This is a genomic window from Bacillus sp. PS108, from assembly GCF_037963335.1.
Lineage (GTDB): Bacteria > Bacillota > Bacilli > Bacillales > Bacillaceae > Bacillus > Bacillus subtilis.
In genome coordinates this window covers 2,351,932-2,378,563 of record NZ_CP150155.1, presented here as the reverse complement: position 1 = coordinate 2,378,563, position 26,632 = coordinate 2,351,932, and the positions used below count along the sequence as shown (strand labels likewise).

24 protein-coding genes are annotated in these 26,632 nt (G+C 46.3%); 21 read left to right on the top strand and 3 right to left on the bottom strand.

All coding sequences use genetic code 11. The features are described 5' to 3' along the window. Positions 1–106 precede the first annotated feature (106 nt). The 6 genes from dxs (at position 107) to spo0A (ending at position 7,698) form a co-directional block, all read left to right on the top strand. Entirely contained in the window at positions 107–2,008 is a 1,902-nt protein-coding gene (gene dxs, locus NSQ16_RS12160) for a 1-deoxy-D-xylulose-5-phosphate synthase (RefSeq protein ID WP_015384069.1), read from the top strand. Continuing rightward, complete coding sequence (locus NSQ16_RS12155; protein WP_160245701.1) at positions 2,005–2,850, top strand: TlyA family RNA methyltransferase; 846 nt, start codon at positions 2,005–2,007, stop codon at positions 2,848–2,850. Before dxs ends, NSQ16_RS12155 begins: the two co-directional genes overlap by 4 nt. Positions 2,851–2,947: 97 nt before the next feature. Beyond that, entirely contained in the window at positions 2,948–3,397 is a 450-nt protein-coding gene (gene argR / locus NSQ16_RS12150; protein ID WP_003230265.1) for an arginine repressor ArgR, read from the top strand. A 36-nt stretch (positions 3,398–3,433) separates the two neighbouring features. Continuing rightward, a complete protein-coding gene (gene recN, locus NSQ16_RS12145) occupies positions 3,434–5,164 on the top strand; it encodes a DNA repair protein RecN (protein ID WP_014477300.1) in 1,731 nt (576 codons plus the stop codon). 174 nt (positions 5,165–5,338) lie between these two features. Then, positions 5,339–6,619 (top strand): SpoIVB peptidase, encoded by a 1,281-nt coding sequence (gene spoIVB, locus NSQ16_RS12140; protein ID WP_004398697.1) that lies wholly within the window; start codon positions 5,339–5,341, stop codon positions 6,617–6,619. A gap of 275 nt (positions 6,620–6,894) precedes the next feature. Then, positions 6,895–7,698 carry a sporulation transcription factor Spo0A gene (spo0A, locus tag NSQ16_RS12135; RefSeq protein WP_003226427.1) on the top strand — a complete coding sequence of 268 codons (804 nt, stop codon included), beginning with the start codon at positions 6,895–6,897 and terminating at the stop codon, positions 7,696–7,698. 463 nt (positions 7,699–8,161) lie between these two features. On the opposite strand, the gene NSQ16_RS12130 is transcribed toward spo0A, so the two are convergent. Continuing rightward, positions 8,162–9,280: an NADH-dependent flavin oxidoreductase gene (locus NSQ16_RS12130; RefSeq protein ID WP_017696437.1), complete on the bottom strand. Its 1,119-nt coding sequence runs from the start codon at positions 9,278–9,280 to the stop codon at positions 8,162–8,164. Positions 9,281–9,352: 72 nt separating this feature from the next. Then, complete coding sequence (locus tag NSQ16_RS12125) at positions 9,353–9,505, bottom strand: hypothetical protein (RefSeq protein ID WP_014480226.1); 153 nt, start codon at positions 9,503–9,505, stop codon at positions 9,353–9,355. A gap of 307 nt (positions 9,506–9,812) precedes the next feature. Between NSQ16_RS12125 and NSQ16_RS12120 the strand changes: the two genes are divergently transcribed. From NSQ16_RS12120 to prpB, 9 genes are all read left to right on the top strand, one after another. Further along, the gene (locus NSQ16_RS12120; protein ID WP_003230284.1) at positions 9,813–10,106 is read left to right on the top strand and encodes a lipoprotein; all 294 of its coding nucleotides are present in this window, start codon (positions 9,813–9,815) and stop codon (positions 10,104–10,106) included. 14 nt (positions 10,107–10,120) lie between these two features. After that, positions 10,121–10,741 carry an N-acetylmuramoyl-L-alanine amidase gene (locus tag NSQ16_RS12115; protein WP_080477816.1) on the top strand — a complete coding sequence of 207 codons (621 nt, stop codon included), beginning with the start codon at positions 10,121–10,123 and terminating at the stop codon, positions 10,739–10,741. A 78-nt stretch (positions 10,742–10,819) separates the two neighbouring features. After that, on the top strand, positions 10,820–11,551 hold the full coding sequence (locus tag NSQ16_RS12110; protein WP_069703866.1) for a glycerophosphodiester phosphodiesterase: 732 nt from the start codon (positions 10,820–10,822) through the stop codon (positions 11,549–11,551). Between the two features lie 126 nt (positions 11,552–11,677). Then, positions 11,678–12,859, top strand: coding sequence for an acetyl-CoA C-acetyltransferase (locus tag NSQ16_RS12105; protein ID WP_015714233.1), 1,182 nt, complete (start codon positions 11,678–11,680; stop codon positions 12,857–12,859). Positions 12,860–12,883: 24 nt separating this feature from the next. Next, on the top strand, positions 12,884–13,747 hold the full coding sequence (locus NSQ16_RS12100) for a 3-hydroxybutyryl-CoA dehydrogenase (RefSeq protein ID WP_327837049.1): 864 nt from the start codon (positions 12,884–12,886) through the stop codon (positions 13,745–13,747). Positions 13,748–13,774: 27 nt separating this feature from the next. Continuing rightward, positions 13,775–14,914, top strand: coding sequence for an acyl-CoA dehydrogenase (locus tag NSQ16_RS12095; protein ID WP_088326451.1), 1,140 nt, complete (start codon positions 13,775–13,777; stop codon positions 14,912–14,914). Between the two features lie 33 nt (positions 14,915–14,947). Beyond that, a complete protein-coding gene (mmgD, locus tag NSQ16_RS12090; protein WP_195727816.1) occupies positions 14,948–16,066 on the top strand; it encodes a citrate synthase in 1,119 nt (372 codons plus the stop codon). 14 nt (positions 16,067–16,080) lie between these two features. Continuing rightward, the gene (locus tag NSQ16_RS12085) at positions 16,081–17,499 is read left to right on the top strand and encodes a bifunctional 2-methylcitrate dehydratase/aconitate hydratase (protein WP_080333419.1); all 1,419 of its coding nucleotides are present in this window, start codon (positions 16,081–16,083) and stop codon (positions 17,497–17,499) included. Between the two features lie 17 nt (positions 17,500–17,516). Then, on the top strand, positions 17,517–18,422 hold the full coding sequence (gene prpB / locus NSQ16_RS12080; protein WP_003230302.1) for a methylisocitrate lyase: 906 nt from the start codon (positions 17,517–17,519) through the stop codon (positions 18,420–18,422). A 41-nt stretch (positions 18,423–18,463) separates the two neighbouring features. Here the strand turns inward: prpB and NSQ16_RS12075 are convergent, their stop codons facing one another. Continuing rightward, a complete protein-coding gene (locus NSQ16_RS12075; RefSeq protein ID WP_327837047.1) occupies positions 18,464–18,700 on the bottom strand; it encodes a DUF2627 domain-containing protein in 237 nt (78 codons plus the stop codon). 152 nt (positions 18,701–18,852) lie between these two features. Between NSQ16_RS12075 and NSQ16_RS12070 the strand changes: the two genes are divergently transcribed. The 6 genes from NSQ16_RS12070 (at position 18,853) to bfmBAA (ending at position 26,630) form a co-directional block, all read left to right on the top strand. Continuing rightward, positions 18,853–20,931, top strand: a complete 2,079-nt coding sequence (locus NSQ16_RS12070) for a sigma-54-dependent Fis family transcriptional regulator (RefSeq protein WP_004398669.1) — start codon at positions 18,853–18,855, stop codon at positions 20,929–20,931. A 124-nt stretch (positions 20,932–21,055) separates the two neighbouring features. After that, positions 21,056–21,955 (top strand): phosphate butyryltransferase, encoded by a 900-nt coding sequence (yqiS, locus tag NSQ16_RS12065; RefSeq protein WP_017696446.1) that lies wholly within the window; start codon positions 21,056–21,058, stop codon positions 21,953–21,955. A gap of 11 nt (positions 21,956–21,966) precedes the next feature. Then, entirely contained in the window at positions 21,967–23,061 is a 1,095-nt protein-coding gene (bcd, locus tag NSQ16_RS12060; protein WP_003230309.1) for a branched-chain amino acid dehydrogenase, read from the top strand. A gap of 18 nt (positions 23,062–23,079) precedes the next feature. Next, positions 23,080–24,171: a butyrate kinase gene (gene buk, locus NSQ16_RS12055; protein ID WP_029317935.1), complete on the top strand. Its 1,092-nt coding sequence runs from the start codon at positions 23,080–23,082 to the stop codon at positions 24,169–24,171. A gap of 20 nt (positions 24,172–24,191) precedes the next feature. Continuing rightward, positions 24,192–25,616 (top strand): dihydrolipoyl dehydrogenase, encoded by a 1,425-nt coding sequence (gene lpdA / locus NSQ16_RS12050; RefSeq protein ID WP_029726740.1) that lies wholly within the window; start codon positions 24,192–24,194, stop codon positions 25,614–25,616. 21 nt (positions 25,617–25,637) lie between these two features. Then, entirely contained in the window at positions 25,638–26,630 is a 993-nt protein-coding gene (gene bfmBAA, locus NSQ16_RS12045; protein ID WP_004398565.1) for a 3-methyl-2-oxobutanoate dehydrogenase subunit alpha, read from the top strand. Positions 26,631–26,632 lie beyond the last annotated feature (2 nt).

The following is a 26,632-nucleotide window of genomic DNA, read 5'->3' as shown; positions in this document are numbered from 1 at the left end:
AGGAAAAGCGCGTTTGTCTTTTTTTATGTCTGAGATTATTGTCAGCTCGGCATGCAAAAGACATGTATCATTGCAGAAATTCATGCTGAAAGTGAGTTGATCCGCTTTGGATCTTTTATCAATACAGGACCCGTCGTTTTTAAAAAACATGTCCATTGATGAATTAGAGAAATTAAGTGATGAAATCCGTCAGTTTTTAATTACAAGTTTATCCGCTTCCGGCGGCCACATCGGCCCAAACTTAGGTGTCGTAGAGCTTACTATTGCTCTGCATAAGGAATTTAACAGCCCGAAAGACAAATTTTTATGGGATGTAGGCCATCAATCGTATGTCCATAAGCTGCTGACAGGACGCGGAAAAGAATTCGCGACGCTTCGCCAGTACAAAGGGCTTTGCGGATTTCCAAAGCGGAGTGAAAGCGAGCACGATGTTTGGGAAACCGGGCACAGCTCGACTTCTCTGTCAGGCGCGATGGGAATGGCAGCTGCCCGTGATATTAAAGGAACGGATGAATATATTATTCCGATAATTGGTGACGGCGCGCTGACCGGCGGAATGGCGCTCGAAGCCCTTAACCACATCGGCGACGAGAAAAAAGACATGATTGTCATCCTTAATGATAATGAAATGAGTATTGCACCAAATGTCGGTGCCATTCACTCTATGCTCGGACGGCTCCGTACTGCGGGGAAATACCAGTGGGTCAAAGATGAGCTTGAATACTTATTTAAAAAGATTCCGGCAGTTGGGGGCAAGCTTGCCGCCACGGCGGAACGAGTCAAAGACAGCCTGAAATACATGCTCGTCTCCGGAATGTTTTTCGAGGAGCTCGGTTTTACGTATTTGGGTCCAGTGGACGGACATTCTTATCATGAGCTGATTGAGAATCTTCAATACGCCAAAAAAACGAAAGGCCCTGTTCTTCTGCATGTCATCACGAAAAAAGGGAAGGGGTACAAACCGGCTGAGACCGATACGATTGGGACATGGCATGGTACCGGACCATATAAAATTAATACCGGTGACTTTGTAAAGCCGAAAGCCGCAGCTCCTTCGTGGAGCGGTCTTGTCAGCGGAACTGTGCAGCGAATGGCGCGCGAGGACGGACGCATTGTAGCCATTACGCCGGCTATGCCTGTCGGTTCAAAGCTTGAAGGTTTCGCAAAGGAATTCCCTGACCGGATGTTCGACGTAGGAATCGCAGAACAGCATGCCGCAACGATGGCGGCAGCTATGGCAATGCAGGGTATGAAGCCGTTTTTGGCGATTTACTCAACCTTCCTGCAAAGGGCATATGACCAAGTTGTCCATGACATCTGCCGCCAAAACGCCAATGTGTTTATTGGAATTGACCGTGCAGGACTCGTTGGCGCTGATGGAGAGACACATCAAGGCGTGTTTGATATTGCGTTTATGCGCCACATTCCAAACATGGTCTTAATGATGCCGAAAGACGAAAATGAAGGCCAGCATATGGTTCATACAGCACTTAGCTATGACGAAGGCCCGATAGCGATGCGTTTTCCGCGCGGAAACGGACTCGGCGTAAAAATGGATGAACAGTTGAAAACGATTCCGATCGGTACGTGGGAGGTGCTGCGTCCGGGGAACGATGCTGTCATCTTAACATTCGGCACAACAATCGAAATGGCGATTGAAGCAGCCGAAGAGCTGCAGAAAGAAGGCCTTTCCGTGCGCGTTGTGAATGCGCGTTTTATTAAGCCGATTGATGAAAAGATGATGAAGAGTATCCTAAAAGAAGGCTTGCCAATTTTAACAATTGAAGAAGCGGTCTTAGAAGGCGGTTTCGGAAGCTCGATTTTAGAATTCGCTCATGATCAAGGTGAATATCATACTCCGATTGACAGAATGGGTATACCTGATCGGTTTATTGAACACGGAAGTGTAACAGCGCTTCTTGAGGAAATTGGACTGACAAAACAGCAGGTGGCAAATCGTATTAGATTACTGATGCCGCCAAAGACACACAAAGGAATTGGATCATGACGTCAAAGAAAGAACGATTAGATGTATTATTAGTGGAAAGAGGGCTGGCGGAAACGCGTGAAAAAGCCAAAAGAGCCATTATGGCGGGGATCGTCTATTCAAACGAAAACCGCTTGGACAAGCCTGGAGAAAAAATTGACCGCGACCTTCCGTTAACTGTCAAAGGAAACCCGTTGAGGTATGTGAGCAGGGGCGGCTTAAAGCTCGAAAAAGCGTTGAAGGAATTTCCCGTCTCTGTCAAAGATAAAATTATGATTGATATTGGCTCCTCCACCGGCGGTTTTACGGACTGCGCTTTGCAAAATGGAGCTAAACAGTCATACGCTGTGGATGTAGGCTATAATCAGCTTGCGTGGAAGCTTAGACAGGATGAACGGGTCGTCGTGATGGAACGGACGAACTTTCGTTATGCAACACCGGCAGACTTTACAAAGGGCATGCCGGAGTTTGCCACAATTGATGTGTCCTTTATTTCACTGCGGCTCATCCTGCCTGTCCTAAGAACTTTGCTCGTTCCGGGCAGCGACTGCATGGCTCTAGTTAAGCCTCAGTTTGAAGCGGGACGGGAATCTGTCGGCAAAAAAGGGATTGTCAGAGATTCTAAAGTGCATGCTGATGTGCTCAAGCGAATGATCAGTTTTTCTGCCGCTGAAGGCTATATCTGTAAAGGCTTGTCATTTTCTCCAATCACGGGAGGAGACGGAAATATTGAGTTTCTCCTTCATTTGCATTGGCCGGGAGAGGGACAGGAAGGCCAGGAGCTGCCGGAAGAAGAGATCATGCGCGTTGTAGAAGAAGCACATAAGACGTTAAAAGAAAAAAAAGCAGATGTACCGGAATAATAGGGCGCTATTATTCCTTTTTTCTGCATTCATGTACAATGTGCAGAGAATCATATAACATAAAAGAACAGATAAGCTTGGAAATAGAGGTGCTTACATGAACAAAGGCCAGAGGCATATTAAAATCAGAGAGATCATTACAAGCAATGAAATCGAAACGCAGGATGAATTGGTCGACATGCTAAAGCAGGATGGATACAAAGTAACGCAGGCCACGGTATCACGGGATATTAAAGAACTTCACCTTGTGAAAGTGCCTACGAATAATGGTTCTTACAAATACAGTCTTCCGGCGGACCAGCGTTTCAATCCGCTGTCAAAGCTAAAGCGGGCATTGATGGACGCATTTGTGAAAATAGACTCAGCAAGCCATATGATTGTGCTGAAAACGATGCCGGGCAATGCCCAGGCAATCGGGGCGCTGATGGACAATTTGGACTGGGATGAAATGATGGGGACCATTTGCGGGGATGATACGATTTTAATTATTTGCCGGACTCCTGAAGATACAGAAGGCGTAAAAAACAGGCTCCTTGAACTGCTGTAACAGAAAATCTAACAAAGATAAGAGGTGTAATGCTGTTTGTTAGCTGAACTATCGATTAAAAACTTTGCCATTATTGAGGAACTGACGGTTTCTTTTGAACGCGGGCTTACGGTTTTAACAGGAGAAACCGGAGCCGGCAAATCCATCATCATAGATGCCATTTCTCTTTTAGTCGGAGGCCGCGGATCATCTGAATTTGTTAGATATGGGGAAGCAAAAGCCGAACTTGAAGGGCTGTTTCTGTTGGAGAGCGGCCATCCTGTTTTAGATGTATGCGCTGAGCAGGGAATCGACGTTTCAGACGAAATGATCGTCATGAGAAGGGATATCAGCACGAGCGGGAAAAGCGTTTGCCGTGTCAATGGCAAGCTTGTCACGATTGCTTCGCTAAGAGAGATCGGCAGGCTTTTATTAGATATTCACGGGCAGCACGATAACCAGCTGTTAATGGAAGACGAAAATCATCTCCAGCTTTTGGACAAGTTTGCCGGGGCCGAAGTGGAAAGCGCGCTCAAAACGTATCAGGAAGGGTACCAGCGGTATATGAAGCTGCTCAAAAAGCTTAAGCAGCTTTCTGAAAGCGAACAGGAAATGGCCCATCGTCTTGATCTTATTCAATTTCAGCTCGAAGAAATCGAATCGGCAAAGCTTGAGCTTAACGAAGATGAACAGCTCCAAGAAGAGCGCCAGCAAATTTCAAACTTTGAGAAGATATATGAGTCGCTGCAAAATGCATATAACGCGCTTCGCAGTGAGCAGGGCGGATTGGACTGGGTTGGAATGGCATCAGCGCAGCTTGAAGATATATCTGATATAAACGAACCGCTGAAAAAAATGTCTGAAAGTGTTTCGAACTCCTACTATTTGCTTGAGGATGCCACATTTCAGATGAGAAATATGCTGGATGAGCTTGAATTTGATCCGGAACGCCTGAACTATATTGAGACGCGACTTAATGAAATCAAACAGCTGAAACGAAAATACGGTGCCACTGTTGAAGACATTTTGGAATATGCTTCTAAAATTGAAGAAGAGATTGACCAAATTGAAAACAGGGACAGCCACCTTCAAAGCTTGAAAAAGGAGCTTGACTCCGTCGGCAAAGATGTCGCAGTGGAAGCGGCAAATGTGTCACAAATCCGAAAAACATGGGCGAAAAAGCTGGCTGATGAGATTCATCGGGAATTAAAAAGCCTGTACATGGAAAAATCAACTTTTGATACGGAATTTAAGGTCAGAACAGCGTCACGCAATGAAGAGGCGCCGCTTGTAAACGGCCAGCCCGTTCAGCTGACTGAACAAGGGATTGACCTGGTGAAGTTTTTAATTTCAACCAATACAGGCGAGCCGCTGAAATCCCTTTCGAAAGTCGCTTCAGGTGGAGAGCTGTCACGGGTGATGCTTGCCATAAAAAGCATTTTTTCCTCACAACAGGATGTGACATCGATCATTTTTGATGAGGTTGATACCGGTGTAAGCGGCAGGGTCGCACAGGCAATCGCTGAGAAGATCCATAAGGTGTCAATAGGATCACAAGTGCTGTGTATTACACACCTCCCTCAGGTGGCTGCCATGGCCGATACGCATCTTTATATTGCGAAGGAGTTAAAAGACGGCAGAACGACGACACGTGTCAAGCCGCTCTCTAAGCAGGAAAAGGTAGCGGAAATCGGGCGCATGATTGCAGGTGTCGAAGTAACCGACTTAACGAAACGCCATGCGAAAGAACTTTTAAAACAAGCGGATCAAGTCAAAACAACTGGGTAAGCTGCGCGAGAAGCGCAGCTTATTTTTTTCGTGCACATCCATTCGTTCATCAGTATATCCAATGTTTTTCTTCATATGACAGTTATAAATAAGCCGTCAGAAGGCAAAATTAAATGATGTAGCAGCAAGTCATAAAGAAGGTGTGGGATAGGAGCGAGGAGAGTGAAGTAGTGAATGCCCGATAACATCAGAAAAGCAGTAGGTTTAATTCTCCTTGTTTCGTTATTAAGTGTAGGTTTATGCAAACCGCTAAAAGAATATTTACTGATTCCAACGCAAATGAGAGTATTTGAAACCCAAACACAAGCGATTGAAACGAGTTTATCGGTAAACGCTCAGACATCAGAATCCTCAGAAGCGTTTACAGTAAAGAAAGATCCGCATGAAATCAAGGTGACGGGCAAAAAATCAGGTGAGTCAGAATTGGTATATGATCTTGCCGGATTTCCAATTAAAAAAACAAAAGTGCATGTTCTTCCTGATTTAAAGGTTATACCTGGCGGACAATCAATCGGTGTAAAACTTCATTCCGTCGGTGTTCTTGTCGTCGGATTTCATCAAATCAATACAAGTGAAGGCAAAAAATCTCCGGGAGAAACGGCTGGAATTGAAGCGGGCGACATCATTATTGAGATGAATGGACAGAAAATTGAAAAAATGAATGATGTAGCCCCATTTATTCAAAAGGCTGGGAAAACTGGTGAATCTTTAGACTTACTGATCAAACGTGATAAACAGAAAATCAAAACGAAGCTGATCCCAGAAAAGGATGAAGGAGAAGGGAAATACAGAATCGGGTTATATATCAGAGATTCTGCTGCCGGCATCGGCACTATGACCTTTTATGAACCGAAAACAAAAAAATACGGAGCACTTGGCCACGTGATTTCCGATATGGACACAAAGAAACCAATTGTAGTGGAGAATGGAGAAATTGTTAAATCCACTGTAACATCAATTGAAAAAGGGACAGGCGGTAATCCGGGAGAAAAACTGGCGCGATTTTCCTCAGAACGCAAAACGATCGGGGATATTAACAGAAACAGCCCATTTGGAATTTTTGGCACGCTGCATCAGCCGATTCAAAACAACATATCAGATCAAGCATTGCCGGTTGCGTTTTCTACCGAAGTCAAAAAAGGGCCGGCTGAAATTTTAACGGTTATTGATGATGACAAAGTAGAAAAATTCGATATTGAAATCGTCAGCACAACGCCGCAAAAATTCCCTGCGACAAAAGGAATGGTGTTGAAAATTACCGATCCAAGGCTGTTGAAAGAAACAGGAGGCATCGTACAGGGGATGAGCGGAAGCCCGATTATTCAAAATGGAAAAGTGATCGGTGCTGTCACCCATGTATTTGTAAATGACCCGACAAGCGGCTACGGTGTTCATATTGAATGGATGCTGTCAGAAGCAGGAATCGATATTTATGGAAAAGAAAAAGCAAGCTGACTGCCGGAGTTTCCGGCAGTTTTTTTATTTTGATCCCTCTTCACTTCTCAGAATACATACGGTAAAATATACAAAAGAAGATTTTTCGACAAATTCACGTTTCCTTGTTTGTCAAATTTCATTTTTAGTCGAAAAACAGAGAAAAACATAGAATAACAAAGATACGCCACTAATATTGGTGATTATGATTTTTTTAGAGGGTATATAGCGGTTTTGTCGAATGTAAACATGTAGCAAGGGTGAATCCTGTTAACTACATTTGGGGAGGAAGAAACGTGGAGAAAATTAAAGTTTGTGTTGCTGATGATAATCGAGAGCTGGTAAGCCTGTTAAGTGAATATATAGAAGGACAGGAAGACATGGAAGTGATCGGCGTTGCTTATAACGGACAGGAATGCCTGTCGCTGTTTAAAGAAAAAGATCCCGATGTGCTCGTATTAGATATTATTATGCCGCATTTAGACGGACTTGCGGTTTTAGAGAGGCTGAGGGAATCAGATCTGAAAAAACAGCCGAATGTCATTATGCTGACAGCCTTTGGGCAGGAAGATGTCACGAAAAAGGCCGTCGATTTAGGCGCGTCCTACTTTATTCTCAAACCGTTTGATATGGAAAACCTTGTCGGCCATATCCGCCAGGTCAGCGGAAATGCCAGCAGTGTGACGCATCGTGCGCCATCATCGCAAAGCAGTATTATACGCAGCAGCCAGCCTGAACCAAAAAAGAAAAATCTCGACGCGAGCATCACAAGCATTATCCATGAAATCGGCGTCCCGGCACATATAAAAGGCTATCTCTATCTGCGCGAAGCAATCTCAATGGTATACAATGACATCGAATTGCTAGGCAGCATTACAAAAGTCCTCTATCCGGACATCGCCAAAAAATTCAACACAACCGCAAGCCGTGTAGAAAGAGCGATCCGCCATGCAATTGAAGTGGCATGGAGCAGAGGAAACATTGATTCCATTTCCTCGCTGTTCGGCTATACCGTCAGCATGACAAAAGCTAAACCTACCAACAGCGAATTCATTGCAATGGTTGCGGATAAGCTGAGATTAGAGCATAAGGCTTCTTAAACATGAGCTTATTAAGTGGTCATTAAATCAAACGTCTTTTATTTATTAGTTTGCGCTGATAAATAGGAGGCGTTTTGTTTTGGGGACATTTGTAGTATGGGAGAAAAATATTAAGTATCCGCATATAGTAAAGGATAGGTTTGAAAAGTAAGGAAAGCAAATGGCGGTATTACCTGCACTCTTGGTCCATTCATACATCTTATAGGATCACGAAGCATGATCGACCCTAAATGTGTCCGTTATAAAATGAAACCTTTCTCCTGCAAAATCGTAAGTAAGACGTATTCATGTAAAAAGGAGACGTACGAATGAAAAAGAAAAAAGCAAGAAAGCGTGAGGGGTTTTTCCTGGATTTTCTTTTCGAAGTTGGTGGGGAGCTCTTTCTTTTGCTGTTTAGATGTGTACACAAACTATTTATATAAAGGGAAAAAGACTGCCGTACCGATTCGGCAGTCTTTGCACATTAATCTTTATAAGGCACCCAGCCTGGCGTGTTCACAATTGCTTGCCATAGCGGTTCAGGCAAATGATATTTTTCTTTATCTGTGCCTTTGATCACTGTTTCGATTTGCTTTTCACGGCCTTCTTTTACTTTTACCGTCCAGTCAGGGTCAACTAGAATTTCGCGTCCCATAGCGACTAGCGGAATACCGTTTTCGATGACGGCAAGCGCGTCATCAGCGGAATGGATGGAACCGACGGCGATCAGCGGCACTTTGTTTCCGACACGTTCATTCAATAAGTCCATGCGTGTGCGAGTCGGATCTGCACCGCGGCGCGCTTTTGAGTTCACGTCCATCAGTGAGATATGAAGATAATCCAATTCTTTATCCCCTAAAGCATCAACAAGCGTATAAGTTTCAGTCATTGTCAATCCCGGTGTCTCAGGTTCTTCCGGAGACAGACGGTAGCCGACTAAGAACGCACCCTTCGCATGTTCTGAAGCGGCTTTTTTCACTTCATCGACAATAGCGAGCGGGAAGGCTAATCGTTTTTCATCGCTTCCTCCCCAGCGATCCGTGCGCTGGTTGGTTTTCGGAGAATAAAACTGCTGAATTAAGTAGCCGTTTGCACCGTGAATTTCGACACCGTCAAAGCCGGCTTCAATGGCGCGTCTTGTCGCTTCTCCAAACGCCTTCACAATGTTTTCCACTTCTTCTTCTTTTAATGCGCGAGCAATTTGTTTGCCGTTATCAAACACGTCACTTGGCCCCACAACATCCTGTTGAGGAACAAGCTCAGACGGGCACTCAATACCGCCGTGATGAATTTGTACAACAGCTTTAGCGCCTTGTGCCTGAATGGCTTGTGCTAACTTTTTTAAACCTGGAATGTTGGAATCGTCATGGATGGCCGGCTGCCCGGGGAATGCTTTTCCGTCCGGTGTAACATTTGCGCAGGCTGTAATCACCATTCCCATCTCTTTTGAACGGGGGATGATGTAGTCGAGCTCCGCTTCAGATATTGTACCGTCTTCATTAGAAGCGTAATGAGTCATTGGTGCTACTGCGATCCGGTTGTCGATTGTAACGCCGCTTTTAAACGTAAATGGTTCAAACAGAGGCTTATACTTAGGATTCATTTGATCATCTTCTTTCGTTTGGATTCGCACATATTCTAGCCTATATGTAAAAATTAATGCAATTGATCTGCTTTACCGACTGAATATCTTGAGTGCAGAGTGATGTTTTCGCCGCTCTTTTTCGGGGCCTTTGTAGCCGCCGCTGATTTGGTGGCCGATGGAACATGTGATGACAGCTGCCGCCAGCAGCAGAACGAATTTTTTCATGGCTTTAACTTCTTTCAATAAAGTAAATATCCTTTAAAAGGTTACGCTTGGCTGACCCACCCGTCAAACGATTTGCTCACCCTATTCTCAAATTTTTTAAAATGAATAAAAAGTTGCTTCTTTCCGCTAATTTTTTCTAATTGGCGCCTCAATTAGAGCCATCCTCATAGACAAATCTGCTCGTTATCTTTCTAACAACAGGAAATGATCGGGTCGTATAGCCCTTTTGAAAATCATGGAACTTGCTCGCCTGCATTCGCGTTGTCTTTACAAATTCGCCATTCTGGTCAAAGATAAAAGCCAAACATCAGGAAGAGGTGGTCATGTGAAACAAACGGTTCTTTTGCTGTTTACTGCGCTCTTTCTTTCGGGGTGCAGTGTTGCAAGTGCGGATGACTCAGTGCCAAGGTTTACCGAAGAGGGAAAATACATTGGCTCGGCTGATCCTCATACGATTGCGGTTTCTCTTAATGGAGAAGAAACCATGATACAAGTTCCGAAGGATAAACGTGATGAATGTGAATCACTGCCAGATCAGACACATGTCCTGGTGAAATATACAAAGAAGGATAATGGAACTTTACAGCTGGAAGATATTCAGCTGCGAAAGAACTCGTGACCGGAGGGAGTAAGTTGAGAATGTTATGGAGGAGCTTGGCGCTGTGCGGATTGGCTTTGACGCTCGCGCCTTGTGCACAGGCAGCAGAGCCGATAGAAGGGAAAACAGTGTATATTGATGCCGGACACGGCGGTGAAGACAGTGGAGCGGTCGGAAACGGGCTCTTTGAAAAGGATATTAATTTGGCTGTCTCAGAGCATGTGACAGACAAACTAAAAGAGGAGGGAGCCAATCCTGTTGCATCCCGGTCTGACGATCATTTTCTGACCTTGGAGGAAAGAGTGGCTAAGGCAAGTGCCAATCAGGCTGACCTTTTTGTCAGCATCCATGTGAATTCAGGGGTTACTTCAGCTTCAGGAACAGAAACGTATTTTCAATCTGATTATGAAGGGGAGAGCAGCCGGCGTCTAGCATCCGATATTCAGTCAGAGCTCGTTTCTTCCTTACAAACGAGAGACAGGGGCGTGAAAGAATCAGACTTTTACGTCATTACATATTCACAAATGCCAAGTGTGTTGGCGGAGCTTGGGTTTATCACGAACAGCTCTGATGCGGACAAGCTGGGAAGTGAAGAATACCAGCAAAAGGCCGCAGATGCGATTGTCAACGGCATTGATTCTTATTATGATCAGTAGATTGATACAGCCTTAATCCTAGAGTGGAGCCGACAAAATAAGTATAATGGAGAAAACTTTAGGGTTTGAGGTGAAACGATGACAAAGATTTTTGCCCACCGGGGGGCCTCAGGTCAATTTCCCGAAAATACAATGCTTGCATTTGAAAAAGGAATTGAAGCCGGAGCGGATGGGATAGAGCTTGATGTACAGCTGACGAAAGACGGACGCATTGTTGTGATTCATGATGAAAGACTTAATCGCACGACATCACTTAAAGGATTCGTGAAGGATACAGCCTATGATGAGGTAAAGACTGCGAATGCGGCCGCTGGTCACGATCAAGCGTACAGCGATATAAAAGTGCCGCTGCTAGAAGATGTGCTCTCGTGGGCGGTAAAAAAGGATTTTCTCATCAACATTGAATTAAAAAACAGCGTGATCCGCTATGAGGGAATGGAAGAAAAAGTGCTGGAGGCAGTGAAGCGATTCAATGTAGAGGAGAGAGTCATCCTATCCACGTTTAATCATGACAGCTTGGCGCTATGCGCCCGGCTTGCACCGCATATCGAACGGGCAGTATTAACTTCAGATGTGCTTTATCAGGCAGATCGATATATCGCGTCTATTCCGGCTTCCGGCTATCACCCGAAGTTAAACAGCCCAGGGGTCACAGATGAAGTGCTGAAGAAAATGAGGAACAGTTCGATTAAGGTAAGGCCGTATACAGTCAATCGTCCGGAAGATATGAAGTGTCTCATTGAAGCGGGAGCAGACGGCATGTTTACCGACTTTCCAGAAAAGGCTTCGGCATTGCTGAAAAATGAATAGTTGTTAGAAGGAGGCTGTTTGATGCAGCCTTCTTTTTTCATTCATTCATGCCCTTTTCAAAGCATACATTCATAGAAGACAACTAGAAATTGTAAGCGCTGTCTATCTTCTGAATGAGGTGAAACCATGAGGAAAACAGTCATTGTAAGTGCTGCAAGAACTCCATTTGGCAAATTTGGCGGAGTATTGAAAGAGGTGAAAGCTGCTGAGCTTGGGGGCATTGTGATGAAGGAGGCGCTGCAACGGGCTGGAGTCTCTGGAGATGATGTAGAAGGAAACGTCATGGGCATGGTTGTCCAGGCCGGCTCAGGGCAGATACCTTCCCGTCAAGCTGCCCGTCTGGCGGGAATGCCTTGGAGTGTGCCGTCAGAAACACTGAATAAAGTCTGTGCTTCCGGCCTTCGCGCTGTCACTTTATGTGATCAAATGATTCGGGCGCAGGATGCGGACATACTTGTTGCGGGGGGGATGGAAAGCATGAGCAATATTCCGTATGCCGTTCCCGCCGGGCGCTGGGGAGCACGGATGGGGGACGGCGAGCTTAGGGACTTAATGGTGTATGACGGATTAACGTGCGCATTTGACGAGGTGCACATGGCTGTTCACGGAAATACAGCTGCCAAGGAATATGCAATCTCACGAAGAGAGCAGGACGAATGGGCGTTGAGAAGTCATGCAAGGGCAGCTAAGGCCGCCGATGAAGGGAAGTTTCAGGATGAAATTGTTCCCGTCAACTGGATCGGCCGAAAAGGAAAACCAAACGTTGTTGATAAAGATGAAGCGATTCGCCGTGACACAAGTCTGGATCAGCTCGCGAAACTTGCTCCGATTTATGCAAGTGACGGTTCTATCACAGCCGGCAATGCTCCCGGGGTCAATGACGGAGCCGGCGCGTTCGTGCTGATGTCTGAGGAAAAAGCTGCTGAGCTTGGCAAACGGCCTCTGGCTACAATTCTTGGTTTTTCAACTACGGGAATGCCAGCGCACGAGCTGGCGGCAGCGCCGGGGTTTGCCATTAACAAGCTCCTGAAAAAGAACGGTTTGACTGTCCAAGATATTGACTTGTTTGAAGTAAATGAAGCTTTTGCTTCAGTTGTTTTGACATGTGAAAAAATCGTAGGTTTCGATCTTGAAAAAGTAAATGTGAATGGCGGTGCGATCGCGCTCGGCCACCCGATCGGCGCGAGCGGTGCGAGAATTCTCATGACGCTTGTTTATGAATTAAAGCGACGGGGAGGCGGTCTGGGCGTTGCCGCTATTTGCAGCGGGGCAGCACAGGGAGACGCCGTCTTAGTGCAGGTTCATTAAAACATGATGAAAAAGGGGATTTGAATGGAAATCAAACAAATCATGGTAGCTGGCGCAGGTCAGATGGGAAGCGGAATTGCTCAAACAGCTGCCGACGCGGGCTTTTATGTGCGGATGTATGATGTGAATCCAGAGGCCGCGGAGGCAGGATTGAAACGGCTGAAGAAACAGCTGGCCCGTGATGCTGAGAAAGGAAAAAGGACCGAGACGGAAGTGAAGAGCGTAATCAGCCGCATTTCGATTTCTCAAACGCTTGAGGAGGCAGAGCATGCGGACGTTGTGATTGAGGCTATCGCAGAAAACATGGCGGCAAAAACTGAGATGTTTAAAACACTTGATCGCATTTGCCCGCCTCATACGATTTTGGCCAGCAATACATCTTCCTTGCCTATTACAGAAATCGCTGCTGTAACAAACCGGCCTCAACGGGTTATTGGCATGCATTTTATGAATCCCGTCCCTGTAATGAAGCTGGTAGAAGTGATTCGCGGCTTGGCTACATCAGAAGAAACGGCCTTAGATGTTATGGCATTAGCGGAAAAGATGGGGAAAACAGCGGTAGAAGTCAATGATTTTCCTGGGTTTGTTTCCAACCGTGTGCTTCTTCCAATGATTAATGAAGCCATCTATTGCGTGGATGAGGGAGTGGCGAAGCCGGAGGCAATAGATGAAGTGATGAAGCTGGGCATGAATCATCCGATGGGTCCGCTTGCATTAGCGGATTTTATCGGACTGGATACGTGTTTATCAATTATGGAAGTCCTTCACTCAGGCCTTGGCGATTCCAAATACCGTCCTTGCCCGCTGCTCCGCAAGTATGTCAAAGCAGGCTGGCTTGGCAAAAAGAGCGGACGCGGTTTTTATGACTATGAGGAGAAGACTTCCTGAAGTCTATTCCATCCGGGGGTGGCCGAGTTGCATGTAACCCAAGAGCAAGTCATGATGCGAAAAATGGTGCGTGATTTTGCACGAAAAGAAATTGCTCCCGCTGCGGAAATCATGGAGAAAACGGACGAATTTCCCTTTCAGCTGATCAAAAAAATGGGTAAACACGGACTGATGGGAATACCGGTGCCGGAACAATACGGCGGTGCTGGAGCGGACGTTGTTTCTTATATTTTGGCGATTCATGAGATTTCTAGAATCAGCGCGGCTGTCGGCGTGATTCTCTCCGTTCATACCTCAGTCGGCACGAATCCGATTCTGTATTTCGGCAACGAAGAACAGAAGATGAAATATATACCAAAGCTCGCGTCAGGAGACCATTTGGGCGCATTTGCACTAACGGAGCCTCACTCGGGGTCGGATGCCGGGAGCCTCCGCACAACAGCAATCAAAAAGAACGGCAAATACCTATTAAACGGATCGAAAATATTCATAACGAATGGCGGAGCAGCTGATATCTATATCACATTTGCTTTAACAGCTCCAGATCAAGGCAGGCACGGGATTTCGGCTTTTATTGTTGAAAAAAACACACCCGGTTTTACCGTTGGAAAAAAAGAAAGAAAGCTGGGGCTTTATGGCTCCAATACTACGGAACTGATTTTTGATAATGCAGAAGTGCCTGAAGCCAATTTGCTTGGCAAAGAGGGGGATGGCTTTCACATTGCCATGGCGAATTTAAATGTCGGTCGGATCGGCATTGCGGCACAGGCCCTCGGAATTGCAGAGGCGGCTCTTGAGCATGCCGTTGATTATGCGAAGCAGCGAGTGCAATTTGGAAGGCCGATTGCAGCCAATCAAGGCATATCATTTAAGCTGGCTGATATGGCGACTAGAGCTGAGGCGGCAAGACATCTTGTCTACCACGCTGCAGACCTTCATAACCGCGGCCTAAACTGTGGAAAAGAAGCGTCTATGGCTAAACAATTTGCTTCCGATGCAGCCGTAAAGGCGGCGTTAGACGCCGTTCAAATTTATGGGGGATATGGCTATATGAAGGATTATCCAGTTGAGCGCTTGCTTCGCGATGCAAAGGTGACGCAAATTTATGAAGGGACGAACGAGATTCAAAGACTGATTATTTCCAAGTATTTGCTTGGCGGAACCTGATGGACAAAAAACGCAAAAACGGAGGTTGAGGATATGGAGGAGAAACAGCATTATTCTCCAGGGTTGGACGGTGTGATTGCGGCAGAAACTCATATTTCTTATCTTGACACGCAGTCCAGCCAGATTTTGATAAGAGGCTATGATTTAATAGAACTTTCTGAAACAAAAAGCTATCTGGAGCTTGTCCATTTATTGCTGGAGGGCAGGCTGCCAGAAGAAAGTGAAATGGAGACGCTGGAACGTAAAATAATCAGTGCCTCAAGCCTGCCTGCTGATCATCTCCGTCTGCTTGAGCTGCTCCCTGAGGACACTCATCCAATGGATAGTCTGCGTACCGGCCTGTCGGCACTTGCTGGCTATGATCGGCAAATTGATGATCGGTCTCCTTCCGCAAACAAAGAACGCGCCTATCAGCTTCTTGGGAAAATGCCTGCCCTCACTGCTGCCAGCTACAGGATCATTAATAAGAAAGAACCGATTCTTCCGCTTCAAACCCTATCCTACAGTGCGAATTTTCTCTACATGATGACAGGGAAATTGCCGTCTGCATTGGAAGAACAGATTTTTGACCGGTCGCTCGTCCTGTACAGTGAGCATGAGATGCCGAATTCAACCTTTGCGGCCAGGGTCATTGCATCTACACATTCAGATCTTTATGGGGCTTTGACTGGGGCTGTCGCTTCCCTGAAAGGGAATCTCCACGGAGGAGCAAACGAAGCTGTGATGTATTTGCTTTTGGAGGCAAAAACGACATCTGATTTTGAGCAGCTTCTGCAAACAAAACTGAAAAGAAAAGAAAAAATCATGGGCTTCGGCCACCGGGTGTATATGAAAAAAATGGACCCGAGAGCACTCATGATGAAAGAGGCACTGCAGCAATTATGCGATAAAGCCGGTGACCATCGTTTATATGAGATGTGCGAAGCGGGTGAGCGGCTGATGGAGAAGGAAAAAGGGCTTTACCCGAATTTGGATTACTATGCTGCCCCAGTGTATTGGATGCTCGGCATACCGATTCCTTTATATACGCCGATCTTTTTCAGCGCAAGAACGTCCGGTTTATGCGCCCATGTGATCGAACAGCATGCCAATAATCGGCTCTTCCGTCCCCGTGTCAGTTACATGGGCCCGCGATATCAAACAAAATCATGAAAGGAGCTGGTAGAATGCCGAAAACGGATCGTGTTATCGAAGAAATCACAGACTATGTGCTTGAAAAAGAGATTACAAGTGCCGAAGCGTATACAACAGCGGGGCATGTATTGCTGGATACCCTGGGCTGCGGGATCTTGGCGCTACGGTATCCGGAATGCGCAAAGCTGCTTGGCCCGATTGTTCCAGGAACGACTGTGCCCAATGGAAGCAAAGTGCCGGGAACGTCATATGTTCTCGATCCTGTGAGGGCAGCGTTTAATATCGGCTGCATGATTCGCTGGCTCGATTACAACGATACGTGGCTGGCGGCGGAGTGGGGGCATCCATCCGATAACTTGGGAGGAATCCTTGCCGCTGCTGATTATGTATCAAGAGTGAGGCTGTCTGAAGGAAAAGAGCCGTTAACAGTACGCGACGTACTTGAGATGATGATCAAAGCACACGAGATCCAAGGTGTGCTGGCGTTAGAAAACAGCTTAAATCGAGTTGGCCTTGACCATGTGCTGTTTGTCAAAGTTGCGACAACCGCTGTTGCGGCAAAGCTTTTGGGCGGCGGAAGAGAAGAAATCAAAAATGCGCTTTCGAATGCATGGATTGACAATGCAGCATTGAGGACATACCGCCATTCACCAAATACAGGCTCGCGTAAATCATGGGCGGCAGGAGATGCAACGAGCAGAGGTGTTCATTTGGCGCTGATGTCGTTAAAAGGGGAAATGGGTTATCCGACAGCCTTGAGTGCACCGGGTTGGGGGTTCCAAGACGTTTTATTCAATAAGAAAGAGATCAAGCTTGCCCGTCCGCTCGACGCTTATGTCATGGAAAATGTGTTATTTAAAGTGTCTTATCCTGCGGAATTTCACGCTCAGACAGCGGCGGAGTGCGCCGTCATTCTTCACCCGCAGGTAAAGAACCGGATTGATGAGATTGACCGAGTTGTCATCAGAACGCATGAATCCGCTATCCGAATCATTGATAAAAAAGGCCCGCTCCACAATCCGGCAGACCGTGATCACTGCCTCCAATACATTACAGCAATTGGTTTGCTTTTTGGTGATATTACGGCACAGCATTATGAAGCTGAAACAGCGAGTGATCCGAGAATAGATAAACTTCGTGATAAAATGGAAGTGACTGAAAATAAAACATATACCGAGGATTATTTGAAACCTGATAAACGTTCCATCTCAAATGCAGTTCAGGTTCATTTTAAAGACGGAACGAGCACGGAAATGGTGGAATGTGAGTTTCCCCTTGGCCATCGTTTTCGAAGAGAGGAAGCAGTGCCGAAACTGCTGGAAAAGTTTTCTGACAATCTCAAAACCCATTTTCCTGATAAACAGCACAAACACATTTATGAGCGCTGTACCAGCTATGAGACATTACAAACGATGCGCGTAAATGAATTCGTAGACATGTTCTGCATGTAAAAGGGGGATTTTGTTTCATGTCGTGGATCGTCAATAAGCAATCGTCACAAGAGGAGCTTGCCGGGCGTTTCCGCAAGCTGATGTCAGCACCGGACATTCTTCAAATTCCCGGCGCCCATGACGGGATGGCCGCTTTGCTTGCGAAAGAAGCCGGTTTTTCTGCTATTTATTTGTCCGGTGCTGCCTATACAGCCAGCAGGGGGCTGCCTGATTTAGGGATCATCACATCGGCAGAGATAGCTGAACGGGCCAAAGATCTTGTGCGTGCAGCTGATCTGCCTTTGCTTGTGGATATCGATACGGGATTTGGCGGTGTCTTAAATGCCGCCCGAACAGCCCGGGAGATGCTTGAAGCCAGGGTAGCAGCCGTTCAAATAGAAGACCAGCAGCTCCCAAAAAAATGCGGACATTTAAATGGCAAACAGCTAGTTCCGATAAAGGAAATGGCGCAAAAAATAAAAGCCATTAAACAAGCGGCACCCTCCCTTATTGTTGTTGCCCGTACTGATGCCAGGGCGCAGGAAGGGCTTGCTGCCGCAATAAAACGTTCAGAGGCTTACATTGAGGCGGGAGCGGACGCAATTTTCCCGGAAGCGCTACAGGCGGAGAATGAATTCCGCCAGTTTGCTGAGCGTATCCCCGTTCCGCTCCTTGCGAATATGACTGAATTTGGGAAAACGCCATATTATCGTGCCGATGAATTCGAAGATATGGGGTTTCACATGGTGATATATCCTGTCACCTCGCTTCGAGCGGCGGCAAAAGCTTGTGAGCGGATGTTTGGTTTGATGAAGGAGCACGGCTCACAAAAAGAAGGACTTCATGATATGCAGACACGAAAAGAACTGTACGATACGATTTCTTATTATGACTATGAAGCGTTAGACAAAACGATTGCCAAGACCGTTTTGCCTGACGAATAGTGCAACAAAAAAAGCCGGAGCATTCTCCGGCTTTTTTGCAGCTATCGTTTTCTGAATCGCGGGCTGACTTGATTGCGTTTACTGTCTCTGTATAAAATGAACCCGGCCAGCACATAGAGGCCGATCGCAAAAAAGATGAATCCTGACAACCCTTGGAGCCAAAGAGCTGAAAATGGCTTGATTGTATGGCCGAAAAGTGTATCTCTCATCAGTTTAATGCCTAAAGCGGAAATGGCCCCGGGGATGAGTAATATCAAAAGCGCAAGAAGTCGGCTCATCTTCAGAAAACCCCTTTATCTTTTCATTACCTTTATTGTCCAGCGGAAAAAATATTTTGTCAAGAGAAGAAAACGTGGTAACATAGGGTTGTGCAAATTATTGCAACGGAATAAATAGGTGTGCAAATTTTTTCATACAAAGGGGTATCGGGATGCAAAAGGTACTGATAGTAGGTGCCGGCAAAAGGGGAACGGCGTTATTACATATTCTGATTAAAACAGCCATCATAGATATCATTGCCGTAGTTGACAAAGACCCCGAGGCGCCGGGATTGAAAGAAGCAGAACAGTATGGGATTGCCGTTTCATCTGATTGGAAACCTTACATACAACAAAAACCGGATATCGTCATTCATACCACCGGCGATCAAGCCGTGTTTGACGAGCTCCTTCAAAGAAAGCATGAAGATACCATTGTCATGCCGGGAAAAATGGCATACATCGTTTTTCAGCTGATGGAAGAAAAGCAGCACCTGATTCAAATGCTAAAAGAGCAAACCTATAAATATGACAGAATTTTTAATTCGACCCATGATGGAATGATTTTTATTGATATCAATGAAGAAATCATTCTCTTTAACCATATGGCCGAAAAAATGGTTGGGAAAAAACGTGAGGAAGTCATTGGGCGTCCAATAAAAGAAGTGATTCCGAGCACTAAGATGCCGCGGATTTTAAAAACAAGAGTGCCTGAATACAACCAGAAGCAGCTGTTAGGCGATCATTTGCAAATTGTGACCACAAGGCTGCCGATTATTGATGAAGGCGGACGTCTGCTCGGGGCTCTTTGTGTGTTTAAAGATATCACTGATGCGGTCGAGCTGGCAGAGGAAGTGACCAACTTAAAGCAGGTCCGTACGATGCTGGAGGCAATTATTCAATCCTCCGATGAGGCGATTTCTGTCGTTGATGAAAACGGCATCGGCCTGCTAATCAATAAAGCGTATACGAAAATGACGGGGCTTTCTGAAAAAGAAGTCATCGGCAAGCCTGCAAACACTGATATTTCCGAAGGCGAAAGCATGCATTTAAAGGTGCTTGAAACAAGACGTCCTGTTCGCGGTGTCAGAATGAAGGTCGGCCCGAATGAAAAAGAGGTCATCGTTAATGTAGCACCGGTGATTGTGGACGGGATTTTGAAAGGCAGCGTCGGCGTGATTCACGATGTTTCCGAAATTAAAATGCTGACAGCGGAGCTTAATCGCGCCAGACAAATTATTCGCACGCTTGAAGCGAAATACACGTTTGACGACATTATCGGCAAAAGCGAGCAAATGCTGGTTGCGCTTGAGCAGGCGAAGCTCGGTGCGAAAACACCGGCAACCATCTTGCTGCGCGGGGAATCAGGAACAGGAAAAGAACTGTTCGCCCATGCCATCCATAACGAAAGTGACCGGAAATACAATAAATTTATTCGCGTGAATTGTGCAGCCCTTTCTGAAAACCTGCTCGAATCAGAATTGTTCGGCTATGAGGATGGCGCGTTTTCAGGAGCGAAGCGCGGCGGTAAAAAGGGTTTATTTGAGGAAGCAAATAACGGCAGTATTTTCTTAGATGAAATCGGTGAGCTGACACAAAATATGCAGGCCAAATTGCTACGCGTCCTTCAAGAAAAGGAAATCGTCAGAGTGGGCGGCACGAAAGCGATCCCTGTCAACGTCAGAGTGATCGCGGCGACAAATGTAAATATTGAAAAGGCGATGGCGGACGGAACATTCCGGGAAGACCTGTATTACCGGATCAACCGCTATCCGATCTCCATCCCGCCTTTGCGGCAGCGGTTGGAGGACATTGAAGCATTGAGCGTCAGACTTATCCAAAAGATCAACCGGGATTACGGCAGGAATGTAAAAGGGCTCTCACAGCAAGCCTTGCGCGCCTTATCTGCCTACCATTGGCCTGGGAATGTCCGGGAGCTTGAAAATGTCCTTGGACGAGCCATGATTTTTCTGAATCCGCATATGGAATGGATTGAAAAAGATCACTTGCCTGTATTCGAACTTGAGCAAAAAGAAAATGACACAGACCAGGGAACAGGTTTTGACTTTCCGGATATTGAAGGCGAAAAGCTGTCTGTCGCAGTAGAAAAATTTGAAGCACATTTGATCCAGCAAACGCTTGAAAAGCATCATTTTAACCGGACAAAAACAGCAAAAGCTCTCGGTGTCAGCATTCGGAACTTATATTACAAAATGGATAAATATGGCCTTGCAAATGAAGGCATGCAATAATTTGCAGAATAAACGCAAACATCTGCACGAATGTTTCGATATATCTGGTATGACAGCACCCTTAAGAGCTGGCATGGAACTTGCATAATAAAAGGCGGAGTCGAAACAAGAAAGGTGGTAACAGATGAAGCTGAAAGATTTAATCGGCAAAGCGTCGATACACAAAAATAAGACCATTGCGGTTGCTCACGCTGAGGATGAGGAAGTGATCCGGGCTGTAAAGTTGGCAGCCGAGCACCTATCCGCCCGTTTCTTGTTAACGGGCGACAGCACAAAACTGAACGAGCTGACATCATCCATGCAAGGGCATCAAGTGGAAATCGTCCATGCCGATACTCCTGAGGAATCGGCGAAATTAGCGGTTCGTGCTGTGCATCATAAAACAGCGGACGTTTTAATGAAAGGCAATGTGCCGACTTCTGTTTTGCTTAAAGCGGTATTGAACAGACAGGAGGGGCTTCGGTCAGCAAGTGTCCTTTCCCACGTGGCTGTCTTCGATATACCGGATTTTGACCGGCTGATGTTTGTGACAGATTCGGCAATGAATATTGCTCCTTCGCTGGAAGAGCTCCGGCAGATTTTGCAAAATGCCGTTCATGTGGCCCATGCAGTGGGGAACAATATGCCAAAAGCAGCTGCCCTTGCAGCGGTCGAAACGGTGAACCCTAAGATGGAAGCGACCGTGAATGCAGCTGCTCTAGCTCAAATGTACAAAAGGGGCCAGATCAAAGGCTGCATTGTTGATGGACCGCTTGCTTTGGATAACGCAGTTTCTCAAATTGCCGCGGCCCAGAAAAAAATTTCGGGAGACGTAGCGGGCAACGCAGATATCCTTCTCGTCCCAACAATTGAGGCCGGCAATATTTTATACAAATCTCTGATTTATTTTGCCAAGGCCAGCGTGGCGGCTGTCATTACAGGAGCCAAAGCACCGATTGCCTTAACAAGCAGAGCGGACTCTGCTGAAAATAAACTGTATTCCATTGCGCTGGCAATATGCGCATCTGAAGAATACACACATTAGGAGGAACGAACATGGAACTTTTTAAATATATGGAGAAATACGATTACGAACAATTGGTATTCTGCCAGGATGAACAATCTGGATTAAAAGCGATTATCGCGATTCATGATACAACGCTTGGTCCGGCGCTTGGCGGAACGAGAATGTGGACATATGAAAATGAAGAAGCGGCAATTGAAGATGCGCTCAGATTGGCAAGAGGCATGACCTATAAGAACGCGGCGGCAGGCTTAAACCTTGGCGGCGGAAAAACAGTCATTATCGGCGATCCGCGCAAAGACAAAAATGAAGAAATGTTCCGCGCGTTTGGCCGCTATATTCAAGGGCTGAACGGCAGATACATCACGGCTGAAGATGTGGGCACAACGGTCGAGGATATGGATATCATTCATGATGAGACAGACTACGTTACAGGGATTTCTCCTGCTTTCGGCTCTTCTGGAAATCCGTCCCCAGTCACAGCGTACGGGGTGTACAGAGGAATGAAGGCAGCAGCTAAAGCTGCTTTCGGAACCGACTCTCTTGAAGGAAAAACCATTGCTGTACAGGGTGTTGGGAACGTAGCCTATAACCTTTGCCGCCACCTGCATGAAGAAGGAGCAAACTTAATCGTTACGGATATCAACAAACAATCTGTACAGCGTGCAGTTGAAGATTTTGGCGCCCGGGCGGTAGATCCTGATGATATTTATTCACAAGACTGCGATATTTATGCGCCATGTGCCCTTGGTGCGACTATTAACGACGATACCATTAAACAGCTGAAGGCGAAAGTGATCGCAGGTGCGGCTAACAACCAATTAAAAGAGACACGCCATGGTGATCAAATTCACGAAATGGGCATCGTTTATGCACCGGATTACGTGATTAACGCGGGCGGTGTCATCAACGTGGCAGATGAGCTTTACGGCTATAATGCAGAACGTGCATTGAAAAAAGTTGAAGGCATTTACGGCAATATCGAGCGTGTACTTGAGATTTCTCAGCGTGACGGCATTCCTGCATATTTAGCGGCTGACCGCTTGGCAGAGGAACGGATTGAACGCATGCGCCGCTCAAGAAGCCAGTTTTTGCAAAACGGCCACAGTGTATTAAGCAGACGTTAAGAAATTGATCTGGAGGTTATGAAAGTGCTACATGACGAAAAACGCATTCTCACAATTAATCCAGGCTCAACTTCAACGAAAATCGGTGTTTTTCATAATGAAAGAAGCATTTTTGAAAAAACATTGAGACACAACATAGAAGAGCTGCAGCGATTTGACCGAATTATTGATCAGTATGAATTTCGTAAAAACCATATTCTCGAAACACTTCATGAACAGGGAATCAATATCTCGAAGTTTGATGCAGTCTGCGCAAGAGGCGGCCTTCTCCGGCCAATTGAAGGCGGGACCTACGTAGTGAATGATGACATGATTGAGGACTTGAAAAGCGGTTACGCCGGTCAGCATGCTTCTAATCTCGGCGGCATTATCGCGCGGGAAATCGCTGACGGCCTGAATATCCCTTCGTATATCGTCGACCCTGTTGTCGTAGACGAAATGTCAGTGCTTGCGAAAGTTTCAGGCATGCCTGAAATTGAACGGAAAAGCATTTTCCATGCGTTAAACCAAAAAGCTGTCGCTCGTAAAGCGGCAGCCTCTCTTGGCAAACGATATGAGAACATGAAAATGATTATTACCCATATGGGCGGAGGTATTACAATTGGCGTCCATGACCGCGGGCGAGTGGTAGATGTCAATAACGGCCTGCACGGCGAGGGACCATTCAGTCCTGAACGAGCAGGAACAGTGCCTGCGGGAGATCTTGTTGATCTATGTTTTTCAGGGGAATATACAAAAGAAGAAATCATGAAAAAGCTTGTTGGCACCGGCGGACTTTTAGGCTATCTCGGTACAAATGATGCAGTAAAAGTGGAACAGATGATTCAAGGGGGCGATGAAAAAGCCCGCTTCATTTATGATGCCATGGCATATCAGGTAGCAAAGGAAATCGGGGCAGCCAGCGCGGCGTTAAAAGGCGAAGTTGAAGCGATTGTGCTGACGGGAGGCCTTGCGTACGGAAAAAGTTTTGTTTCTGCTATCAGATCATACATAGATTGGATTTCAGACGTTTTAGTCTATCCGGGTGAAAATGAACTGCAGTCTCTTGCCCAAGGGGCGCTCAGAGTATTGCAGGGCGAAGAGCAATCCAAACAATATCGTATTGAATAGACAGACAGGAGTGAGTCACCATGGCAACTGAGTATGACGTAGTCATTCTGGGCGGCGGTACCGGCGGTTATGTTGCGGCCATCAGAGCCGCTCAGCTCGGCTTAAAAACAGCCGTTGTGGAAAAGGAAAAACTCGGGGGAACATGTCTGCATAAAGGCTGTATCCCGAGTAAAGCGCTGCTTAGAAGCGCAGAGGTATACCGGACAGCTCGTGAAGCCGATCAATTCGGAGTGGAAACGGCTGGCGTGTCCCTCAACTTTGAAAAAGTGCAGCAGCGTAAGCAAGCCGTTGTTGATAAGCTTGCAGCGGGTGTAAATCATTTAATGAAAAAAGGAAAAATTGACGTGTACACCGGATATGGACGTATCCTTGGACCGTCAATCTTCTCTCCGCTGCCGGGAACAATTTCTGTTGAGCGGGGAAATGGTGAAGAAAATGACATGCTGATACCGAAACAAGTGATCATTGCAACAGGATCAAGACCGAGAATGCTTCCGGGTCTTGAAGCGGACGGTAAGTCTGTACTGACTTCAGATGAGGCGCTCCAAATGGAGGAGCTGCCACAATCAATCATCATTGTCGGCGGAGGGGTTATCGGTATCGAATGGGCGTCTATGCTTCATGATTTTGGTGTGAAGGTAACGGTTATTGAATACGCGGATCGCATATTGCCGACTGAAGATCTAGAGATTTCAAAAGAAATGGAAAGTCTTCTTAAGAAAAAAGGCATCCAGTTCATAACAGGGGCAAAAGTGCTGCCTGACACAGTGACAAAAACATCAGACGATATCAGCATACAAGCGGAAAAAGACGGAGAAACCGTTACCTACTCTGCTGAGAAAATGCTTGTTTCCATCGGCAGACAGGCAAATATCGAAGGCATCGGCCTAGAGAACACCGATATTGTTACTGAAAATGGCATGATTTCAGTCAATGAAAGCTGCCAAACGAAGGAATCTCATATTTATGCAATCGGAGACGTAATCGGTGGCCTGCAGTTAGCTCATGTTGCTTCACATGAGGGAATTATTGCTGTTGAGCATTTTGCAGGTCTCAATCCGCATCCGCTTGATCCGACGCTTGTGCCGAAGTGCATTTACTCAAGCCCTGAAGCTGCCAGTGTCGGCTTAACCGAAGACGAAGCAAAGGCGAACGGGCATAATGTCAAAATCGGCAAGTTCCCATTTATGGCGATTGGAAAAGCGCTTGTATACGGTGAAAGCGACGGTTTTGTCAAAATCGTGGCTGACCGAGATACAGATGATATTCTCGGCGTTCATATGATCGGCCCGCATGTCACCGACATGATTTCTGAAGCGGGTCTTGCCAAAGTGCTGGACGCAACACCGTGGGAGGTCGGGCAAACGATTCACCCGCATCCAACGCTTTCTGAAGCAATTGGAGAAGCAGCGCTTGCCGCAGATGGCAAAGCCATTCATTTTTAAAAGCATAAAGGAGGGGCTTGAATGAGTACAAACCGACATCAAGCACTAGGGCTGACTGATCAGGAAGCCGTTGATATGTATAGAACCATGCTGTTAGCAAGAAAAATCGATGAAAGAATGTGGCTGTTAAACCGTTCTGGCAAAATTCCATTTGTAATCTCTTGTCAAGGACAGGAAGCAGCACAGGTAGGAGCGGCTTTCGCACTTGACCGTGAAATGGATTATGTATTGCCGTACTACAGAGACATGGGTGTCGTGCTCGCGTTTGGCATGACAGCAAAGGACTTAATGATGTCCGGGTTTGCAAAAGCAGCAGATCCGAACTCAGGAGGCCGCCAGATGCCGGGACATTTCGGACAAAAGAAAAACCGCATTGTGACGGGATCATCTCCGGTTACAACGCAAGTGCCGCACGCAGTCGGTATTGCGCTTGCGGGACGTATGGAGAAAAAGGATATCGCAGCCTTTGTTACATTCGGGGAAGGGTCTTCAAACCAAGGCGATTTCCATGAAGGGGCAAACTTTGCCGCTGTCCATAAGCTGCCGGTTATTTTCATGTGTGAAAACAACAAATACGCAATCTCAGTGCCTTACGATAAGCAAGTCGCATGTGAGAACATTTCCGACCGTGCCATAGGCTATGGGATGCCTGGCGTAACTGTGAATGGAAATGATCCGCTGGAAGTTTATCAAGCGGTTAAAGAAGCACGCGAAAGGGCACGCAGAGGAGAAGGCCCGACATTAATTGAAACGATTTCTTACCGCCTTACACCACATTCCAGTGATGACGATGACAGCAGCTACAGAGGCCGTGAAGAAGTAGAGGAAGCGAAAAAAAGTGATCCCCTGCTTACTTATCAAGCTTACTTAAAGGAAACAGGCCTGTTGTCCGATGAGATAGAACAAACCATGCTGGATGAAATTATGGCAATCGTAAATGAAGCGACGGATGAAGCGGAGAACGCCCCATATGCAGCTCCTGAGTCAGCGCTTGATTATGTGTATGCGAAGTAGGG

What these genes read in the sequence shown, in the direction of transcription:
- NSQ16_RS12155 (WP_160245701.1), top strand. Translation starts at nt 2,005, where the DNA reads ATGACGTCAAAGAAAGAACGATTAGATGTATTATTAGTGGAAAGAGGG.
- argR (WP_003230265.1), top strand. Translation starts at nt 2,948, where the DNA reads ATGAACAAAGGCCAGAGGCATATTAAAATCAGAGAGATCATTACAAGC.
- spoIVB (WP_004398697.1), top strand. Translation starts at nt 5,339, where the DNA reads ATGCCCGATAACATCAGAAAAGCAGTAGGTTTAATTCTCCTTGTTTCG.
- NSQ16_RS12130 (WP_017696437.1), bottom strand. Translation starts at nt 9,280, where the DNA reads ATGAATCCTAAGTATAAGCCTCTGTTTGAACCATTTACGTTTAAAAGC.
- NSQ16_RS12110 (WP_069703866.1), top strand. Translation starts at nt 10,820, where the DNA reads ATGACAAAGATTTTTGCCCACCGGGGGGCCTCAGGTCAATTTCCCGAA.
- NSQ16_RS12105 (WP_015714233.1), top strand. Translation starts at nt 11,678, where the DNA reads ATGAGGAAAACAGTCATTGTAAGTGCTGCAAGAACTCCATTTGGCAAA.
- NSQ16_RS12100 (WP_327837049.1), top strand. Translation starts at nt 12,884, where the DNA reads ATGGAAATCAAACAAATCATGGTAGCTGGCGCAGGTCAGATGGGAAGC.
- mmgD (WP_195727816.1), top strand. Translation starts at nt 14,948, where the DNA reads ATGGAGGAGAAACAGCATTATTCTCCAGGGTTGGACGGTGTGATTGCG.
- NSQ16_RS12085 (WP_080333419.1), top strand. Translation starts at nt 16,081, where the DNA reads ATGCCGAAAACGGATCGTGTTATCGAAGAAATCACAGACTATGTGCTT.
- prpB (WP_003230302.1), top strand. Translation starts at nt 17,517, where the DNA reads ATGTCGTGGATCGTCAATAAGCAATCGTCACAAGAGGAGCTTGCCGGG.
- NSQ16_RS12075 (WP_327837047.1), bottom strand. Translation starts at nt 18,700, where the DNA reads ATGAGCCGACTTCTTGCGCTTTTGATATTACTCATCCCCGGGGCCATT.
- NSQ16_RS12070 (WP_004398669.1), top strand. Translation starts at nt 18,853, where the DNA reads ATGCAAAAGGTACTGATAGTAGGTGCCGGCAAAAGGGGAACGGCGTTA.
- yqiS (WP_017696446.1), top strand. Translation starts at nt 21,056, where the DNA reads ATGAAGCTGAAAGATTTAATCGGCAAAGCGTCGATACACAAAAATAAG.
- bcd (WP_003230309.1), top strand. Translation starts at nt 21,967, where the DNA reads ATGGAACTTTTTAAATATATGGAGAAATACGATTACGAACAATTGGTA.
- buk (WP_029317935.1), top strand. Translation starts at nt 23,080, where the DNA reads ATGAAAGTGCTACATGACGAAAAACGCATTCTCACAATTAATCCAGGC.
- lpdA (WP_029726740.1), top strand. Translation starts at nt 24,192, where the DNA reads ATGGCAACTGAGTATGACGTAGTCATTCTGGGCGGCGGTACCGGCGGT.
- bfmBAA (WP_004398565.1), top strand. Translation starts at nt 25,638, where the DNA reads ATGAGTACAAACCGACATCAAGCACTAGGGCTGACTGATCAGGAAGCC.